The sequence below is a fragment of the Streptomyces sp. NPDC026500 genome (assembly GCF_055567635.1).
Window position 1 is genome coordinate 320,788 of sequence record NZ_JBVHQB010000006.1, and the last position, 17,134, is coordinate 337,921.

General features: G+C 71.7%; 14 protein-coding genes. 4 read left to right on the top strand and 10 right to left on the bottom strand.

Translation table 11 applies throughout. The annotated features are described in order from the left end of the window. Positions 1–227: 227 nt before the first annotated feature. Positions 228–1,457 (top strand): trypsin-like serine peptidase, encoded by a 1,230-nt coding sequence (locus tag ACZ4N5_RS14290; protein WP_467757378.1) that lies wholly within the window; start codon positions 228–230, stop codon positions 1,455–1,457. A 233-nt stretch (positions 1,458–1,690) separates the two neighbouring features. Next, entirely contained in the window at positions 1,691–2,875 is a 1,185-nt protein-coding gene (locus ACZ4N5_RS14295; protein WP_467757379.1) for a trypsin-like serine peptidase, read from the top strand. 137 nt (positions 2,876–3,012) lie between these two features. Here the strand turns inward: ACZ4N5_RS14295 and hflX are convergent, their stop codons facing one another. From hflX to miaA, 6 genes are all read right to left on the bottom strand, one after another. Then, positions 3,013–4,509 (bottom strand): GTPase HflX, encoded by a 1,497-nt coding sequence (hflX, locus tag ACZ4N5_RS14300; protein WP_467757380.1) that lies wholly within the window; start codon positions 4,507–4,509, stop codon positions 3,013–3,015. Between the two features lie 268 nt (positions 4,510–4,777). Beyond that, positions 4,778–6,274: a M1 family metallopeptidase gene (locus ACZ4N5_RS14305; protein ID WP_467757381.1), complete on the bottom strand. Its 1,497-nt coding sequence runs from the start codon at positions 6,272–6,274 to the stop codon at positions 4,778–4,780. 530 nt (positions 6,275–6,804) lie between these two features. Continuing rightward, a complete protein-coding gene (locus tag ACZ4N5_RS14310) occupies positions 6,805–9,000 on the bottom strand; it encodes a RelA/SpoT family protein (protein WP_467757382.1) in 2,196 nt (731 codons plus the stop codon). 415 nt (positions 9,001–9,415) lie between these two features. Then, positions 9,416–10,285 carry a diaminopimelate epimerase gene (gene dapF / locus ACZ4N5_RS14315; RefSeq protein ID WP_467757383.1) on the bottom strand — a complete coding sequence of 290 codons (870 nt, stop codon included), beginning with the start codon at positions 10,283–10,285 and terminating at the stop codon, positions 9,416–9,418. Between the two features lie 148 nt (positions 10,286–10,433). Beyond that, positions 10,434–10,973: a hypothetical protein gene (locus tag ACZ4N5_RS14320; protein WP_467757429.1), complete on the bottom strand. Its 540-nt coding sequence runs from the start codon at positions 10,971–10,973 to the stop codon at positions 10,434–10,436. A gap of 107 nt (positions 10,974–11,080) precedes the next feature. Further along, positions 11,081–12,019 carry a tRNA (adenosine(37)-N6)-dimethylallyltransferase MiaA gene (gene miaA / locus ACZ4N5_RS14325; protein WP_467757384.1) on the bottom strand — a complete coding sequence of 313 codons (939 nt, stop codon included), beginning with the start codon at positions 12,017–12,019 and terminating at the stop codon, positions 11,081–11,083. A 182-nt stretch (positions 12,020–12,201) separates the two neighbouring features. On the opposite strand from miaA, the gene ACZ4N5_RS14330 reads away from it, so the two are divergent. Both ACZ4N5_RS14330 and ACZ4N5_RS14335 read left to right on the top strand, forming a co-directional pair. Further along, positions 12,202–12,471: a hypothetical protein gene (locus ACZ4N5_RS14330; RefSeq protein ID WP_467757385.1), complete on the top strand. Its 270-nt coding sequence runs from the start codon at positions 12,202–12,204 to the stop codon at positions 12,469–12,471. A gap of 24 nt (positions 12,472–12,495) precedes the next feature. Then, the gene (locus tag ACZ4N5_RS14335; protein ID WP_467757386.1) at positions 12,496–12,759 is read left to right on the top strand and encodes an antitoxin; all 264 of its coding nucleotides are present in this window, start codon (positions 12,496–12,498) and stop codon (positions 12,757–12,759) included. A 344-nt stretch (positions 12,760–13,103) separates the two neighbouring features. On the opposite strand, the gene ACZ4N5_RS14340 is transcribed toward ACZ4N5_RS14335, so the two are convergent. The 4 genes from ACZ4N5_RS14340 to ACZ4N5_RS14355 all read right to left on the bottom strand — a co-directional run bounded on the left by ACZ4N5_RS14340 (position 13,104) and on the right by ACZ4N5_RS14355 (position 17,124). Further along, positions 13,104–13,898, bottom strand: a complete 795-nt coding sequence (locus ACZ4N5_RS14340; RefSeq protein ID WP_467757387.1) for a class III extradiol dioxygenase subunit B-like domain-containing protein — start codon at positions 13,896–13,898, stop codon at positions 13,104–13,106. Between the two features lie 128 nt (positions 13,899–14,026). Beyond that, complete coding sequence (gene miaB, locus ACZ4N5_RS14345; RefSeq protein ID WP_467757388.1) at positions 14,027–15,553, bottom strand: tRNA (N6-isopentenyl adenosine(37)-C2)-methylthiotransferase MiaB; 1,527 nt, start codon at positions 15,551–15,553, stop codon at positions 14,027–14,029. 133 nt (positions 15,554–15,686) lie between these two features. Beyond that, positions 15,687–16,565 carry an alpha/beta fold hydrolase gene (locus ACZ4N5_RS14350; RefSeq protein ID WP_467757389.1) on the bottom strand — a complete coding sequence of 293 codons (879 nt, stop codon included), beginning with the start codon at positions 16,563–16,565 and terminating at the stop codon, positions 15,687–15,689. Positions 16,566–16,659: 94 nt separating this feature from the next. Then, complete coding sequence (locus ACZ4N5_RS14355) at positions 16,660–17,124, bottom strand: pyrophosphohydrolase domain-containing protein (RefSeq protein ID WP_467757390.1); 465 nt, start codon at positions 17,122–17,124, stop codon at positions 16,660–16,662. Between the last annotated feature and the right edge of the window lie 10 nt (positions 17,125–17,134).

Consider the following 17,134-nt stretch of genomic DNA (forward strand, 5'->3'; position numbering starts at 1 on the left):
CGCATCGGACCGCGACCAGGAGTACGGCGCCCGGCGCACCACTGCTGACGATCCGTCAGAACAGCCGGTCCGGCGGACGCACCCCCGTAGCTGAACCGTTGCCGTTCCGTCGGACGTCCCGCACAGCGACCGCATAGTCTTTGATGCCGTTCGGTCGTACCGAACGAACCGCTCAGGCACCCGCAGAAGCACCGCACAGTTCCCATACGCTCAGGGGGAGTTACACCATGCGATCCATACGCCCGCCCTTCGCCGCCCGTCGAGGCAGGAGCGCGCGCCGCAGAACGTCCCCCGTTCTGGCCGCCGTCGGCCTCGCCGCGGCCCTCACACTGACGGCCACCGCCTGCGACTCGGGCAGCGACACGGCGAGCGACCGGCCGACCGCCTCCGTGTCCCAGGGCGGTGACGGAAAGATCCAGATCCCGGACGACATCAAGAACAAGCTCAAAGAGCACGGTATCGATGTCGACAAGTGGAAGCGCGGCGCCTGGAAGAACTGGGACAAGCGCGAATGGCTGCGCCAGGCCGACGACTTCATCAACCCGATCATCAAGGGCCTGTGGGACCCGGCCCGGATGCGCGGTGCGGACGACCCGGACAAGAACAAGGGCGTCGACGACGCCGACCTCACCGGTGACCAGGGCGTCACCGACCCCGAACCGGCCCCGGTGACGGCGCAGGCCGTGAAGACGTCCTACCACGCCAATGTGCCCGAGGCGGGCAAGGTGTTCTTCGACTCCCCCGAGGGCACGATGGTCTGCTCGGCGACGGTGGTCGAGGACCCGGCGCACCCGGGCAAGTCCAACCTGGTGTGGACCGCGGGCCACTGCGTGCACGCCGGCAAGAAGGGCGGCTGGTACCGCAACATCGCCTTCGTGCCCTCGTACAACGACTCCGGCAAGACGGCGGCGCAGCTGGAGAGCGCCCCGCGCCAGGAGGTCGCTCCGTACGGCGTCTGGTGGAGCGACTGGGCGCAGACCTCGGACCAGTGGATCGAGAAGGGCGGTTCCACGGGCGGCCAGGGAGCCTCGTACGACTACGCCGTGCTGCATGTGACTCCGGAGAAGGGCAGCGGCGGCAAGTCCCTCGAAGAGACCGTGGGTTCGGCGCTGCCGGTGAACTTCAACGCTCCGGCCGTGCCCAAGGTGTCGAGCATCACGGCGACCGGCTACCCGGCCGCGGCGCCGTTCGACGGCCAGAAGCTGTACCGGTGCACGGACAAGCCGGGACGGCTGTCGGTGGCGCAGGCCGACCCGACGATGTACCGCATCGGCTGCACGATGACCGGCGGCTCCTCGGGCGGCGGCTGGGTGGCCACGGGTTCGGACGGCAAGCCGGCGCTCGTGTCCAACACCTCCATCGGCCCGGTCAAGTTCGGCTGGCTGGCGGGTCCGCGGCTGGGCGATGTGGCCAAGGGCGTGTACGACTCGGTGAGCGCGAAGTTCGCCGGGCAGTGACGCGCACGACGTAACAGGGTTCGGACGGACGGCGGTGGGACGGGGCTCGGAAAAGGTCACCGACCCACTGCCGTTCCGTTCCCGACGGGGCGGGAAGTCCGTCCTCGACCGGGCGGGCACCGTGGGATGTCGCGTTCGGGCGGGCTCCCTGGAGGTCCGTCCCGCGCCCGGCCATCACGGCGACAGACCCGACCAGCACAGCGACAGAGCTTCGACCGGGGGGGTACACCACCATGCGTTCTTCAGGACGGCGTCGTACGGTCCTCGCCGCCACCGGCCTCATGGCCGCCCTGGCGCTCACCGCGACCGCCTGCGACTCCGGTGGCGACAGGGCGAGCGGCGGATCCACCGCCTCCGCGTCACAGGGGTCCACGAGCGGCGACGACAAGATCAAGATCCCGGACGACATCAAGGAGAAGCTCAAAGAGCACGGCATCGACGTCGACCAGTGGAAGAACGGCGCCTGGAACAACTGGGACAAGGACAAGTGGCTCAGTGAGGCCAAGGACTTCGTCAACCCGGTGATCGACGGTCTGTGGAAGCCCGAGCGGATGAAGTCCGCCAAGGACCCGGCCAAGACGATCTCCACCAAGGACGCGGCGGCCGACCAGGGCGTCAGCGACCCGGAGCCGGCCCCCGTCGACGCCCGGGCCGAGAAGACCCCGTACCACGACCACGCCGCGCCGGTCGGCAAGGTCTTCTTCGACTCCCCCGAGGGCTCGATGGTCTGCTCGGGCACGGTCGTCAAGGACGTCAACCACCCCGGCAGGTCCAACCTCGTGTGGACCGCGGGCCACTGCGTGCACGCCGGCAGGAAGGGCGGCTGGTACCGCAACATCGCCTTCGTGCCGTCCTACAACGACCAGGGCAGGTCGGAGGCGCAGCTCGCCGGCGCGACGGCGTCGGCGATCGCGCCGTACGGCCAGTGGTGGGCGGACTGGGCCTCGACCTCCGAGCAGTGGATCTCCGGCGGCGACGAGACGGGCGGCGCGGGCGCCCCGTACGACTACGCCGTGCTGCATGTGAAGCCGGAGCAGGGCGCCAAGTCCCTGGAGGAGACCGTCGGCAACGCGCTGGACGTGGACTTCTCCGCGCCGTCCGCCCAGGAGGCCGGGACGATGGGCGCGTGGGGTTACCCGGCAGCGCCGCCGTACGACGGCCTCAGCATGTTCAAGTGCGTCGACAAGCCGGGCCGCCTCTCGCTGAACCCGGCCCTGCCCACGATGTACCGCATCGGCTGCACCATGACCGGCGGTTCGTCCGGCGGCGGCTGGTTCCGGGTCGTCGACGGCAGGACCGAGCTCGTCTCGAACACCTCGATCGGCCCGGCCGGCCACACCTGGCTGGCGGGACCGCAGCTGGGCAAGGGCGCCCAGGCGCTCTACGAGCGGATGAGCAAGGAGTACGGCGGCCGGTAGGCAGCCCGCGCCCGTACGGCCGGCCGGCCGCGGCCCCGCGGACGGACGCGCGTCCATGGCGAAGGCCCGCCCCCTCGGCAGGGGGCGGGCCTTCGTGCATCCGGAGCGACTGCTTGCCGAAGTGCTTGCCTGGGTGCTTACCGGAGCGCGGGCGCCGGGACGTACGGTGCCAGGTCCGCCGCCAGTTCCTCGTGGACCCGGAGCTTGAGCAGCGTGCCCTCCCCGGTGTGCTCCTCGGAGAGCACCTCGCCCTCCGTGTGGGCGCGGGCGACCAGCTTGCCGTGCGTGTAGGGCACGAGCGCCTCGATCTCGACCGAGGGACGCGGCAGCTCGTTGTCGATCAGCGCGAGCAGCTCGTCCATGCCCTGGCCCGTACGCGCCGAGACCGCGATGGAACGCGTCTCGATCCGCATCAGCCGCTGGAGCACCAGCGGGTCCGCCGCGTCCGCCTTGTTGATCACCACGATCTCGGGCACCTTGGTCGCGCCGACGTCACGGATGACCTCGCGCACCGCGGCCAGCTGCTCCTCCGGAGCGGGGTGCGAACCGTCCACGACGTGCAGGATCAGGTCGGAGTCGCCGACCTCCTCCATGGTGGAGCGGAACGCCTCGACCAGGTGGTGCGGCAGGTGGCGCACGAACCCGACCGTGTCGACCAGCGTGTACAGCCGCCCGCTCGGGGTCTCGGCCCGGCGCACGGTCGGGTCGAGGGTCGCGAACAGCGCGTTCTCGACGAGCACGCCGGCGCCCGTGAGGCGGTTGAGCAGGGACGACTTGCCGGCGTTGGTGTAACCGGCGATGGCGACCGAGGGCACCTTGTTGCGGCGGCGCTCCTGGCGCTTGATCTCGCGGCCGGTCTTCATCTCCCCGATCTCCCGGCGCATCTTCGCCATCTTCTCGCGGATACGGCGCCGGTCCGTCTCGATCTTGGTCTCACCGGGACCACGGGTGGCGAGGCCGCCGCCCTTGCCGCCGCCCATCTGACGGGACAGCGACTGACCCCAGCCGCGCAGCCTCGGCAGCATGTACTGCATCTGCGCGAGCGCGACCTGCGCCTTGCCCTCTCGGGACTTGGCGTGCTGGGCGAAGATGTCGAGGATCAGGGCCGTACGGTCGATGACCTTGACCTTGACGACGTCCTCGAGGTGGATCAGCTGGCCGGGGCTCAGCTCACCGTCACAGATCACGGTGTCGGCGCCGGTCTCGATCACGATGTCCCGGAGCTCGTTGGCCTTGCCGGAACCGATGTACGTGGCCGCGTCGGGCTTGTCACGGCGCTGGACGACGCCGTCCAGCACGAGCGCTCCCGCGGTCTCCGCGAGCGCGGCCAGCTCGGCCAGGGAGTTGTCCGCGTCCCGGATGGTCCCTGTGGTCCAGACGCCGACGAGGACGACGCGCTCCAGGCGGAGCTGTCGGTACTCGACCTCGGTGACGTCCTCGAGCTCGGTGGAGAGGCCCGCCACACGGCGCAGGGCCGCGCGCTCGGAGCGTTCGAACTGCTCGCCGTCCCGGTCTCCGTCGATCTCGTGGCTCCAGGCGACGTCCTCTTCCATCAGGGCATCGGCCCGAAGACCTTCGGGGTAGTTCTGCGCGGAACTCTGCGCGTCCTGGGAAGGGGAAGAAGAGGAGGTCATTGGATCCTTACGTAGCTGGGGAAAGCCGCGGGCCGACGAATGCCGTCCGTCACAAAGAAGAACGCCCGAGGCCACCAGGAGATTCCCGGTTCCGGCCGGGCCAACCCTCCGAAGGGGGCCGGGTCGCCGGCTCGAAGATGGTCGCACGGTACGGCCCGTGTCGTCACGCGACTTATCGGGACCCGCCGGACACACGCGGGCATCAATCCCGCGGGGTCCCACCGTGCGCCCGGTCCCGTCGATGCACGCACCCGCGGGCGCCGCTTCCTCACGCGTTCTTGTGTGCCTTCGGGGCGTCGCTCTTCCAGTCCGGATGCCCCGGCATCGGCGGTGTCTTCTTGTCGTACAGCCACGCCTTGAAGAACCCGGTCAGATCGCGTGCGGCGACGGCGCCGGCGAGGTCCACGAAGTCGGCCGTCGAGGCCACGCCGTCGCGGTTGACGCCGACCCACGTCCGCTCCAGTCGCTCGAAGGCCGGGCGGCCGATCTTCTGGCGCAGCGCGTACAGGGCCAGGGCAGCACCGTCGTAGACGTTCGGGCGGAAGATGCTGATCTTGTGGCCGGGCTGGGGCCCCTTGGGCCTGGCGGGCGGTCCGCCGGAGGCGCGCCAGGAGTCGGACAGCCGGTAGGCCGCCTTCATCCGCTTCTCCATGGGCTTGTTCGCCTTCTCCTCGGCGTACAGGGCTTCGTACCAGGTGGCGTGCCCTTCGTTGAGCCACACGTCGGACCAGGTGCGGGGGGTGACGCTGTCGCCGAACCACTGGTGCGACAGCTCATGCACCATGATCGAATCGACGTACCACTTCGGGTAGGCGGGTTCGGTGAAGAGCTCCTTCTCGAAGAGGGAGAGCGTCTGCGTCTCCAGCTCGAAGCCCGTCTGCGCCTGGGCCATCAGCAGCCCGTAGGTCTCGAAGGGGTACCGCCCGACCTTGCTCTCCATCCAGGCGATCTGGCCGGGGGTCTTGCGGAGCCACGGTTCGAGCGCCGCGCGGTCGGCGCTGGGGATCACGTCCCGCACGGGCAGCCCGTGCGGCCCCTGCCGGCGCAGCACGGCGGAGCGGCCGATGGACACCTGGGTCAGCTCGGTGGCCATGGGGTGCGCGGTCCGGTACGTCCAGGTCGTGGCCCCGCGGGCCCGGCGGGTGCCCTCGCGCAGACCGTTCGCGACGACCGTGTACACGTCGGGGGCCGTGACGTGGATGGTGAACATCGCCTTGTCGGAGGGGTGGTCGTTGCAGGGGAAGACCAGGTGCGCGGCGTCGGCCTGGTCGGCCATCGCGAGCCCGTCCTTGGTCCGTACCCAGCCGCCGTCCTGGCCCTTCGCGCTGACCGGGTCGCTGGTGTGCCGCACGGTGATGCGCAGCGGGCTTCCGGCGGACAGCGGTTCGGACGGTGTCACCACCAGGTCGTCGCCGGTCTCCGCGAAATCGGCCGAGGCCCCGTTGACCTCGACCGATCGCACCGTTCCGTGCGCGAAGTCGAGGTTGACGCGGTCGAGCGGGGCGGTGGTCAGGGCATCGATCGTGGTGACGGCCGTGAGCGGCTTGTCGTTGCTGCCGGGGTAGGTGAAGTCGAGGTCGTACGACTCGACGTCGTACCCGGGGTTGCCGAGGGTGGGGAAGAGGCGGTCACCGACCCCCAGGGGCACGGCCGGGTCCGGGGCGCTCGCGGCGATCAGACAGACGGAGACGGCCGAGGCGAGCAGGGCCGCCGTGACGCGGCGGCTCCTCGGGCGTGCGGGCGTGGGGGTGGGGTTGAGCGGCATGGACCACCGCTACCAGCGCGGGCCGGTTCCGCGCCGACGACTCGCGTCCGGCCCACCCGAACGGGTCGGTCCGGAGACTCGTTGGGGCCAGCGTCGCGCGGCATCCGACGGGGCCGGCGCGCACCAGCCGCCGTCGGGCGCCCGACGCCCGGTGTCCGACTGGGCCACGATCGCCCGACGCCCACTGGTCCGGCCGTCGCCGGGTGCGTATGGGGCCTCCGACATTCGGTACTGGCGGACTGCCGTCATCCGGCGCCTACGGGGTGGCCGTGGTCCGGCGTCTACGGGGGTGGCCGTCGTCCGGTGCCTACGGGCCGACCGTCGCCCGGTGCCCACAGGGCCTCCGTCATCCGGTGCCACTGGGCGAACGTCATCCGGTGCCCACGGGGCGGACGTCATCCGGTGCCTGCGGGATTGCAGTCGCCCGGTGCCCACTGGACGGCCGTCGCCGGGTGCGTGCGGGGCCTCCGACGTCCAGTGCCTACGGGACTGCCGACACCGGGTCCCACTGGCCGGCCGTCGCCCGGTGTCTACTGAGCTGCCGTCGCCGGATGCTGGGCCCGGCTCACGTCGTACACGCCGGGCACATTGCGCATCGCGCGCATCAGGCCCTGGAGGCGGGCCGCGTCCGGGAGTTGGAGCGTGTAGGTGTGGCGCACGCGCTGCTGGCTCGGGGGTTCGACGGTCGCGGAGACGATGGCGACGCCCTCCGCCGCGATGGCTTCGGTGAGGTCGGCGAGCAGATGCGGGCGTCCGAAGGACTCGGCGACCAGGGTCACACGGCACTCGGTGGTGTCGCCCCAGCGCACACCGACCTCCGGGCGCCCCGCGCTCTTCATGCGCGCCGCCCCGGCGCACTCCACGCGGTGCACGGTGACCACTCCCCCGCGGACGGCGAAGCCGGTCACCTCGTCGGGCGGTACGGGCGTACAGCAGCCGGCCATGCGTACGGACGCGCCGGGCGGGTCGGCGACGGCACTCGCGGGGCGGGCGACCTGCGCCTCGGTGGGGCGGGCCGGGGCCTCGGCGGACGGCCTGGGGCCCGTGGCGGAGGTTCTGGACGCCTCCTCGGCGCCGGGTGCGGGGTGCGTGGCCATCCAGCGCTGGATGGCGATCCGCGCGGCGGCCGTGTGCGCGTGCTCCAGCCACTCCCTGGACGGCTCGGAGGCGGGGTCCTGGCCCATGAGGAGCTGAACGGTGTCGCCGTCCTTCAGGACCGTACTCAGCGTCGCCAGGCGGCCGTTGACGCGGGCGCCGATGCAGGCGTGCGCGTCCTCGCCGTACTGGGCGTACGCCGCGTCGACGCAACTGGCGCCCTCCGGAAGGCCCAACGAGCCTCCGTCGGCGCGGAAGACGGTGATCTCACGGTCCTGGGCGAGGTCTTCGCGGAGCGTCGACCAGAACGTGTCCGGGTCCGGGGCGCCCTGCTGCCAGTCGAGCAGCCGGGAGAGCCAGCCGGGGCGGGTGGGGTCGGCACGCTCGCCGTCGAAGGGGCGTTCGCCGCCGCCGTCCGGCTGGTCCTCCGACGGCGGAGCGTAGGGATTCCCGAGCGCGATGACTCCGGCCTCGGCGACCTTGTGCATCTGGTGCGTGCGGATGAGGACTTCGGCGACCTGGCCGTCGCCACGGGTGACGGCCGTGTGCAGCGACTGGTACAGGTTGAACTTGGGGACGGCGATGAAGTCCTTGAACTCCGACACCACCGGGGTGAGACAGGTGTGGAGTTCGCCGAGGACGCCGTAGCAGTCGGCGTCCTCGTTCACGAGCACCAGGAGGCGTCCGAAGTCGGCGCCCCGCATGGGGCCGCGCTTGCGCGACACCCGGTGAACGGAGACGAAGTGCCGTGGCCTTATGAGGACTTCGGCCTGGATCCCGGCGTCGCGCAGGACCACGCGTACCTCCTCCGCGATCTCCGCGAGCGGGTTGCCGTCGCGGCTCGCGTTCTCGGAGATGAGCTCCTGGGTGTGCGCGTACTCCTCGGGATGCAGGATCGCGAAGACGAGGTCTTCCAGTTCGGTCTTGAGTGCCTGCACGCCGAGGCGCTCGGCGAGCGGGATCAGCACGTCCCGGGTCACTTTGGCGATCCGCGCCTGTTTCTCGGGGCGCATGACGCCGAGGGTCCGCATGTTGTGCAGCCGGTCCGCGAGTTTGATCGACATCACCCGGACGTCGTTGCCCGTCGCGACGAGCATCTTCCGGAAGGTCTCCGGTTCGGCGGCCGCGCCGTAGTCGACCTTCTCCAGCTTGGTGACGCCGTCCACCAGATAGCAGACCTCGTCGCCGAACTCCGCACGCACCTGATCCAGCGTCACTTCCGTGTCCTCGACGGTGTCGTGGAGCAGGGAGGCGGTCAATGTCGTCGTCTCGGCGCCGAGTTCGGCGAGGATCAGGGTCACGGCGAGCGGGTGCGTGATGTACGGCTCGCCGCTCTTGCGCATCTGGCCGCGGTGCGAGGACTCCGCGAGCACGTACGCCCGGCGCAGGGGCTCCAGCTTGGCGTCGGGATGGTGGGCGCGGTGCGCCTCGGCCACATGCCCGATCGCGTCCGGCAGCCGGTCGCGGGTCGCGGGCCCGAGCAGTGCGGCCCGCCCCAGCCGACGCAGGTCGATCCGGGGCCGCGCCTTCTTGCGGTGCGCCGGGGGCACCCCCGGCTCCAGCGAGGCCGAGCGCTGGGGGGCGGGCGTTGCAGGGCCTGGCGTCGCGGGATTCGTCGCCTCCGCACTCATGGGCACCTCCGGCTGCGTAAGACCGGCGGACGGGTGCCCCATGGCGTACTCGGCTCAGGGGATGGTGTCTTTCCCCCGTCCGGGCCGGTGCTTGATGCTACCGACCCCACCACGCCCGGCTGACCGCCTCTCGCCGAGCGTGAAACGGATCACCCATTCGAGCGAAGGTTTTGGGGTTTACGGTTTCGAACTCCTGGAAGGGACGGCATGGACGTACGACGTCCGACCAGTGGCGCGGGACGGAATGGAACCGGTGCGGCCGACATCGAACCGGTGCGGCCGGCCCCGCGTCCGTGCAGCCGCGTATGCGCGTACCGCCGGACCGGCGCTGGCGTACGGCGTCGCCCCGGTGTGCGTGTCGGGGGTGGGAGCCCGCCGGTGGGAGGCCGAGCGCACCGGTCCCCCGCTGCGCGGCTCAGCGCAGGGCACCGTCCAGCCACTCCGCGTCGATCTCGCCCTCGGCGACGATCACCGCGGGGCCCGTCATCTCGATCTGGCCGTCCGCCCGCTCGGTGATCACCAGGCGTCCGCCGGGCACGTCGACGGTGTACGTCGCCGGGGTGCCGGTCACGGCGGGGTCGGCGTTGTCGCGACGGGCCGCGGCGACGGCCACGGCACACGCGCCGGTGCCGCAGGAGCGGGTCTCGCCGGAGCCGCGCTCGTGGACCCGCAGGGCGACATGGCGCGGCCCCCGGTCGACCACGAACTCGACATTGACCCCGTCCGGGTAGGCCGACGCCGGGGTGAACGGCGGCGGCGTGAACAGATCGCCGGCATGCGCGAGGTCGTCCACGAAGGCGACGGCGTGCGGGTTGCCCATGTTCACGTTGCGCGCGGGCCAGCTGCGCTCGCCGACGCTCACCGTGACCCCTCCTTCGGGGAGGAGCGCCTTGCCCATGCCGACGGTGATGTCTCCGTCCTTGGCGATGTGCACGGGCTTCACTCCCCCGCGCGTGGCGACCGCGATGTCGCCTTCGGCCACATATCCGGCGCGGTGGAGGTAGTGGGCGAACACACGCACTCCGTTGCCGCACATCTCGGCGACCGAGCCGTCGCCGTTGCGGTAGTCCATGAACCACTCCGCCTCGGCCGCCATCCGCTTGGCCTCGGGATGCGCGGCGGACCGCACGACGTGCAGCAGACCGTCGCCGCCGATGCCCGCGCGGCGGTCGCACAGAGCGGCCACAGCGGCGGGAGGCAGGTCGATGACGTTCTCCGGGTCCGGGATGATCACGAAGTCGTTCTCGGTCCCGTGCCCCTTGAGGAAGGCGATCCGCGTGCTCATTCCTCGATCGTACGGGGTCCGTACGACAGTCCGGCCGGCGCGGGGCGGTGTCGGAACGGCGCTTCCGTCCGCGCCGGGACGAGGTCTCGACGAAACGACACGACCGGCCCGGATCGGGCCCGTGTCCTGTCGGACCGGGCCCGTGGGGTCAGCGCAGTCGGGCCACTCGCCCCACGGCGAGCACGGCCACCGCGGCGACGACCACGATGTACGCGATCACCACCCGCCAGTCGGCGCGTCGGCCGGAGCCGCGCGGCGGGAAGCCGGGCAGGGTGTAGCCGACCCGGCGGGCGGCCATCATGCCCCAGCCGGCGGCGCACAGGCAGATCAGCAGCCCGAGCATGGCGACCACGGCACCGCCGTCACCGAACTCGAAGGCGAGCGGGAAGGCGAACATCAGGGAGCCCGTCGCGGCCAGCGCCACGATGGGAGCGAGCTGCCAGATGCGCAGCAGACGCTGCGGGCGCAGCTCGACCTCGACCTCCGGCTCCGGGGACATCGCGCCGGGCTCGGGGCCGTCGGCGATCACCCCGCCGGGGGTGTCCTCGGGGCCGTCGGAGCTCAGTCGCTCTCCGCCCAGCTCCGGCTCGACGCCGGGATCGGCGTCCGGATCGATGCTCGGACGAACTCCGTCCGGATCAGCACCGTACTCGGTGCCTCGTGCAGTGTCGCGAGGGCCGGCCTCCATCGCCACGCGCCCTCCCAACTCGGACTTCACTGGTCGATCGAAGCTTGATGATGGCACGGCGCCGGAGGCCCGGATGACGGCCGGAGCGTCCCGATGCCATGACGTGATCAGGCTGTGACCGGTCGTTCGACCAACGCCAGTGCGAGTTCCGGGAGTTCCATCAGGTCCGCCGCAGCCCCACTGAGCCAATGCACCCTGGGGTCGCGCCGGAACCATGAATCCTGACGGCGCGCGAAGCGCTTGGTGGCGCGAACGGTCTCGGCGCGGGCCTCTTCCTCGGTGCACTCCCCGGCGAGCGCCGCGAGGACCTGCTGATACCCGAGCGCGCGTGACGCCGTGCGCCCGGCGCGCAGGCCGTGCGCCTCCAGAGTGCGTACTTCGTCCACGAGCCCGGCCTCCCACATCCGGTCCACCCGGCGCGCGATGCGCTCGTCGAGCTCGGGGCGCGCCACGTCGACACCGATCTGGAGGGTGTCGTACACGGAGTCGTGGCCGGGCAGATTGGCGGTGAAGGGCTTGCCGGTGATCTCGATGACTTCGAGGGCGCGGACGATACGGCGGCCGTTGCTGGGCAGGATCGCCTGGGCGGCGCCGGGGTCGGCCATGGCGAGCCGCGCGTGCAGCGCTCCGGAGCCGCGCAGGGTCAGTTCCTCCTCCAGGCGGGCGCGCACCGCGGGGTCGGTGCCGGGGAACTCCATCTTGTCGACGGCCCCGCGGACGTAAAGTCCGGAGCCGCCCACCAGGACCGGCCAGCGCCCCTCGGCGAGCAGTGCGTCGATGCGGGCGCGGGCGAGCCGCTGGTACTCGGCGACGCTGGCCGTGACCGTCACGTCCCAGACGTCCAGGAGATGGTGCGGGATGCCGCCGCGCTCCTCGGGCGTCAGCTTGGCGGTGCCGAGGTCCATCCCTCGGTACAACTGCATCGAGTCGGCGTTGACCACCTCGCCTCCGAGGTGTCTGGCGAGGAAGACGCCCAGATCGGACTTTCCTGCCGCGGTCGGTCCGACGACGGCGATGACCCGGGGGGCGGGGGGTGCGCTACTCACGGTCCCAGTCTCGCAAACCCGGGGACCTCTCCTCCAACGAGCTACGTGACGCCAGGGGTCCGGGTTCGTTCCCCCTTGCGAGGTTCCAGCCGCCGGTTTCGAGAACCGGTGACCCGGGTGACGCAATGAGACTCACCGGGCAACGCGGAATTTCGCCCTCACGAGTAACGTATGGAGCGGATATGGGCGTTTTTGAACGGCTTCTCCGGAGGTCAAAGGCTACGGAGGAGGCGCCGGCCGAGGGGCGGGCCGCCGAGCAGCCGGCCGCCGCCGCGGCGGCGGTGGCGGTGGAGGCGAAGGGTTCTTCCGAGGCGAAGGATTCGTCCGAGAACGAGGGCGAGGCGACGGCGGGGACCGCCGGGGCCGCCGCCGCGGAGGACGTGGACATCCCCAAGCAGCAGACCGCCGAACAGGCCGCCGACAACGAGGCCGGCAAGGGCTCCCGCACGTAACTGTCCCGCGAGGGAAGGCGAACCATGGGTCTGATGGACAATCTGAAAGCCAAGCTGGAACCCGCCAAGGACAAGGTCTCCGGGCTCGCGCAGCAGCACGGGCACAAGGTCACTCACGGCCTCGACAAGGCCGCGAAGGTGGTCGACGAGAAGACCAAGCACAAGTACAGCGACAAGATCCGGACGGGCACGGGCAAGGCGAAGGACGCCATGGACCGCCTCGCGCACAAGGACGGAGGCGGAGCCGGGAGCCCGCCGGACGTGCCGACCCCGCCTCAGCCGTCCTGAACAACCCGCACATCGGAGGACGGCCGCGAAGCGCTCAGGCTGCTTCCGGCCGTCCGCCGCGTCCGGGCCCCCGTGGCTGACCGCTCGTCCGGGCCCCCGTCGCAGACCGCTCCGTCCGGGCATGTACACGGGCTGACGGCTCGTCCGGGCCGCAACGGCTGACGCGGTGTCCGGGGCCGGTACGGCTGACGGCGCGTTGACGCGTCCGTGCCCGGGAGTCGGCGGAGAGTCCGTGGGGCGCGTCGGCGCACGTCACGCCCGTACGGCCCAAGGCGTCGGGACGTTCTCGTCGCGACCCCGACCCGACCCGACCCGGGCTCCGGCTCCGGCTCCGTCTCCGTCTCCTACGACCAGGCCGCCACCAGGTATCCCACCCCGTACGGAGCGTCGTCGTAGAGCAGGGCGCCGCCGAGCCCCGCGCCCTCGGCCGCGCCCGCGAGGACCTGCCAGGGGGCCCGCCCCGCTGCCTTCAGCTCGTACGCCAGGGAGGTGTCCAGCGCCTTGAGGGCAGCGACGTCCGCCGTCCCGAGCGCCCGCGCGACCTCCGCGTCGAAGTCCGCCGCGCGCTCGTCGAGATAGCCCGGCGCCTTGAGCGTCCTGCACGCGCTGGCGTCACCCATCACCAGCACGGCCACCCGCCCGGCCCGCCCGCCGATGTGCTCCCCGGCTCGGATGCACCGCTCGGTCTCCAGGGGCTCCCCGACCCCGAGCCCCTCCACCGGGGCGTCGGACCAGCCGGTGCGCTCCAGCAGCCACGCGGCGACGGCGAGGGAGGGCGGCAGTTCGCGTTCCGAGGCATCGGGACTGGACCTGGCCGCGTCGGGGTCCACGCTCGCAGCGTCGGAGTTGGCGCGCGCCACCCCGTCGGGGTTCGCACGCGCCGCGTGCGGGCGACCGAGGCAGACGTCGAGGTCGACCCCGAAGCCGCTGAAGGAGCCGCGTGTGCCCTCCGGATGCGGTCCGCGACCGCTCTCCTCTGCGGGTCCGACGACCACCAGCAGGTCGGGACGGGAGGCGGCGAGCACGCCCAGCGCGTCCGTACAGGCCGCCCGCGCGGCGTCCAATTCGGGTGCCGCGCCGACGGCGACGTCGGGGACGAGCAGCGGAGGGCAGGGGCAGACTGCGGCGGCTACAAGCATGAGCCGCAGCGTAACGCCGCACACCGACGATCTGCCCTGGTCCCACTCCGTCTCCGTGGACGCGCGGGCGTGAACAGGCCACTGCCCGCTCTGCGGGCGTCCGGCGTCCCGCTGCCGTCCCGGACCCGTCAGTCGCAGCCGCAGCCGCTGCCCGTGGCGACCGGCAGCGGCTCCGGGGCGCCGATCTTCGGCAGGCCCAGCATGACGCCCGCCGGCTTGGCGGTCTCGGCGGCGTTGCGCTTCTCCCAGGCGTCCCCCGCGCGCGTGCGGCGCACGTCCAGGACGGCGCCCTCGGCGAGCAGGTGGTGCGGGGCGGCGTACGTGATCTCGACGGTGACCACGTCGCCGGGGCGGACCTCCGCGTCGGGCTTCGTGAAGTGGACCAGCCGGTTGTCGGGGGCGCGGCCGGAGAGGCGGTGGGTGGCGCCGTCCTTGCGGCCCTCGCCCTCGGCGACCATCAGCTCCAGGACGCGGCCGACCTGCTTCTTGTTCTCGTCCCAGGAGATCTCCTCCTGGAGGGCGACGAGACGCTCGTAGCGCGCCTGGACGACCTCCTTGGGGATCTGCCCCTCCATGGTGGCCGCGGGCGTGCCGGGGCGCTTGGAGTACTGGAACGTGAAGGCCGCCGAGAAGCGGGCCTCGCGGACCGCGTGCAGGGTCTGCTCGAAGTCCTCCTCCGTCTCACCGGGGAAGCCCACGATGATGTCGGTGGTGATCGCCGCGTCCGGGATGGCGGCCCGGACGTTCTCGATGATCCCGAGGAAGCGCTCCTGACGGTACGAGCGGCGCATCGCCTTCAGGACGGTGTCCGATCCGGACTGCATCGGCATGTGCAGCTGCGGCATCACGTTCGGTGTCTCCGCCATGGCGGCGATCACGTCGTCGGTGAAGTCGCGCGGGTGCGGCGAGGTGAAGCGGACGCGCTCCAGGCCCTCGATCCGCCCGCAGGCCCGCAGCAGCTTGCTGAAGGCCTCACGGTCACCGATGTCGCTGCCGTACGCGTTGACGTTCTGGCCGAGGAGGGTGATCTCGGAGACGCCCTCGCCGACCAGGGCCTCGATCTCGGCCAGGATGTCACCGGTCCTGCGGTCCTTCTCCTTGCCGCGCAGCGCCGGGACGATGCAGAAAGTGCAGGTGTTGTTGCAGCCGACGGAGATCGACACCCAGGCGGCGTACGCGCTCTCGCGGCGGGTCGGCAGCGTGGAGGGGAAGGCCTCCAGGGACTCGGCGATCTCGATCTGCGCCTCCTCCTGGACACGGGCGCGCTCCAGGAGGACGGGCAGCTTGCCGATGTTGTGCGTGCCGAAGACGACGTCCACCCAGGGCGCCCGCTTCACGATCGTGTCGCGGTCCTTCTGGGCGAGGCAGCCGCCGACGGCGATCTGCATGCCGGGGCGCTTCGTCTTCATCGGGGCGAGGCGGCCGAGGTTGCCGTAGAGCTTGTTGTCGGCGTTCTCGCGCACCGCGCAGGTGTTGAAGACGACGACGTCCGCGTCGCCGTCCGAGCCCTCGGACGCCCGCACGTAACCGGCCTCTTCGAGCAGCCCGGAGAGCCGTTCGGAGTCATGGACGTTCATCTGACACCCGTAGGTGCGCACTTCGTACGTCTTGGATTCCTGAACGTCCACTGCCTGACTCCGGTCGCCGCTGCTCATGTGACAAGGGTAGGCGGTACCTGGAGTACGTCCGGACGCCGGAGCCCGTGCACCCGTCGCCGCCGCCGAACGCGGCCCGCCGCCCGTCACACGACGTGCGGCCTCCGGCACCCGGCGTGCGATCCGTGGCTGATCACTCGCCCAGTCCGACGAACCGCTCCGCGACCGTCCCAGCCGCCGTTCCGAGCAGGATCGTGTAGTGGTTGGAGCCGTCGATCAGCTCGGCGGGGAGGCTCCCGGACCGGCCGGTCCAGCGTTCGACGACGGTTGCCGGCAGCATGGGCGGCTCCTGGCCGAGCAGTCCGAGCGGCGCGTGCAGCAGCAGCGCCGGGACGCGGAGCCCTGTGAGGTCGGCGGCGAACAGGTCGGCGGACGTCAGCAGATCGCGCCCGTCGTGCCGTACGGCCTCCTCGCGCGCCTTCGAACGCCGGGCACCCCGGGCCCCTGTGACGTCGTAGCGCACGTACGTCTCGATGTCCGCGTTCCAGTGGGGGCCGAGCGCCGGATGCGCGCGGAAGAAGTCGACGTAGGCCCGGTCGGTCTCGTACGTCCGGCTGAGGCGGGCCAGCGCGGGCCCGAGGGTGTCGTCGAGGATGGCGTCGAGGTCGGCGCCGGGCGCCACGGGCAGCGGCAGTCCGCCGTCGACGAGCAGCAGTCGGTCGAACAGCCCGGGCCGGCGCGTGGCCGCACGCAGCGCGACGTACGCGCCCATCGAGTGCCCGGTCAGGGCGACCGGCCCGCCCGTGCCCAGGGCCTCCGCCAGGCGGCAGAGATCCAGGGCGTGCCGGTCGAGGCCGTACGGGCCCGGGGTGCCCGCGCTGCCGCCGCGGCCTCTCAGGTCGGGCGCGAACAGGCTCCACTCTTCGGGTAGTTGACGGGCCAGGGCACGAAAGGACATCCCGGACCCGGTGATGCCGTGCGCCGCGAGAGCGACCCGCGGCCCCCTGCCGAACCGCAGGACACGGAGGGTTCCGCCCTCGACGGGCAGATCGAGTTCGGCCGGCTCGTTCATGCGCTCTCCTGGTCGTCGCTGGTGGGCTCCCCGGCGGTGGCGGCGGCCGTGCGGCCTCCCGCGTCGGGGCGCCCCCGGTGATACGCGTCCGGTGTTACGCGTCGGGTGCGCTCCACCCCTGCCGCCGCAGCACCTCCGACACATCCGGTGCCCGGTAGTGCTCGCCCTTGAGTACCTTCCCGTCGGCCCTGCGGGTCACGTGCCCGTCGGGGCTCAGCTTCGTCATGTTGGCCCGGTGGATCTCGGCGATCACCGCGTCGAGGTCGATCCCGTGGACGAGGGCCGTGCCGTACGCCACGTACACGACGTCGGCGAGCTCGTGCGCCAGCCGGTCGAGCGGGCCGTCGACCGAGACCTCGGCGACCTCGGCCGCCTCCTCGGCCAGCAGCTCACCGCGGTGTGCGGCGAGCTCCGGGGAGACCTCGGCCGGGGTGCCACGGACATCGAGACCGAAAGCGAGATGGAACTCACGGACCAGCGGTGCCGGGGAAGGTACCGGGGAGCCGGGAAATACGGGAGAGGCGGGCGGCGGGACCTGTGAAGGGGAGGACGACGGCATTCGGCGAGCC

What these genes read in the sequence shown, in the direction of transcription:
- ACZ4N5_RS14305 (WP_467757381.1), bottom strand. Translation starts at nt 6,274, where the DNA reads ATGCCGCTCAACCCCACCCCCACGCCCGCACGCCCGAGGAGCCGCCGC.
- hflX (WP_467757380.1), bottom strand. Translation starts at nt 4,509, where the DNA reads ATGACCTCCTCTTCTTCCCCTTCCCAGGACGCGCAGAGTTCCGCGCAG.
- miaB (WP_467757388.1), bottom strand. Translation starts at nt 15,553, where the DNA reads ATGAGCAGCGGCGACCGGAGTCAGGCAGTGGACGTTCAGGAATCCAAG.
- dapF (WP_467757383.1), bottom strand. Translation starts at nt 10,285, where the DNA reads ATGAGCACGCGGATCGCCTTCCTCAAGGGGCACGGGACCGAGAACGAC.
- ACZ4N5_RS14290 (WP_467757378.1), top strand. Translation starts at nt 228, where the DNA reads ATGCGATCCATACGCCCGCCCTTCGCCGCCCGTCGAGGCAGGAGCGCG.
- ACZ4N5_RS14350 (WP_467757389.1), bottom strand. Translation starts at nt 16,565, where the DNA reads ATGAACGAGCCGGCCGAACTCGATCTGCCCGTCGAGGGCGGAACCCTC.
- ACZ4N5_RS14330 (WP_467757385.1), top strand. Translation starts at nt 12,202, where the DNA reads ATGGGCGTTTTTGAACGGCTTCTCCGGAGGTCAAAGGCTACGGAGGAG.
- ACZ4N5_RS14340 (WP_467757387.1), bottom strand. Translation starts at nt 13,898, where the DNA reads ATGCTTGTAGCCGCCGCAGTCTGCCCCTGCCCTCCGCTGCTCGTCCCC.
- ACZ4N5_RS14295 (WP_467757379.1), top strand. Translation starts at nt 1,691, where the DNA reads ATGCGTTCTTCAGGACGGCGTCGTACGGTCCTCGCCGCCACCGGCCTC.
- ACZ4N5_RS14335 (WP_467757386.1), top strand. Translation starts at nt 12,496, where the DNA reads ATGGGTCTGATGGACAATCTGAAAGCCAAGCTGGAACCCGCCAAGGAC.
- ACZ4N5_RS14355 (WP_467757390.1), bottom strand. Translation starts at nt 17,124, where the DNA reads ATGCCGTCGTCCTCCCCTTCACAGGTCCCGCCGCCCGCCTCTCCCGTA.
- ACZ4N5_RS14320 (WP_467757429.1), bottom strand. Translation starts at nt 10,973, where the DNA reads ATGGAGGCCGGCCCTCGCGACACTGCACGAGGCACCGAGTACGGTGCT.
- ACZ4N5_RS14310 (WP_467757382.1), bottom strand. Translation starts at nt 9,000, where the DNA reads ATGAGTGCGGAGGCGACGAATCCCGCGACGCCAGGCCCTGCAACGCCC.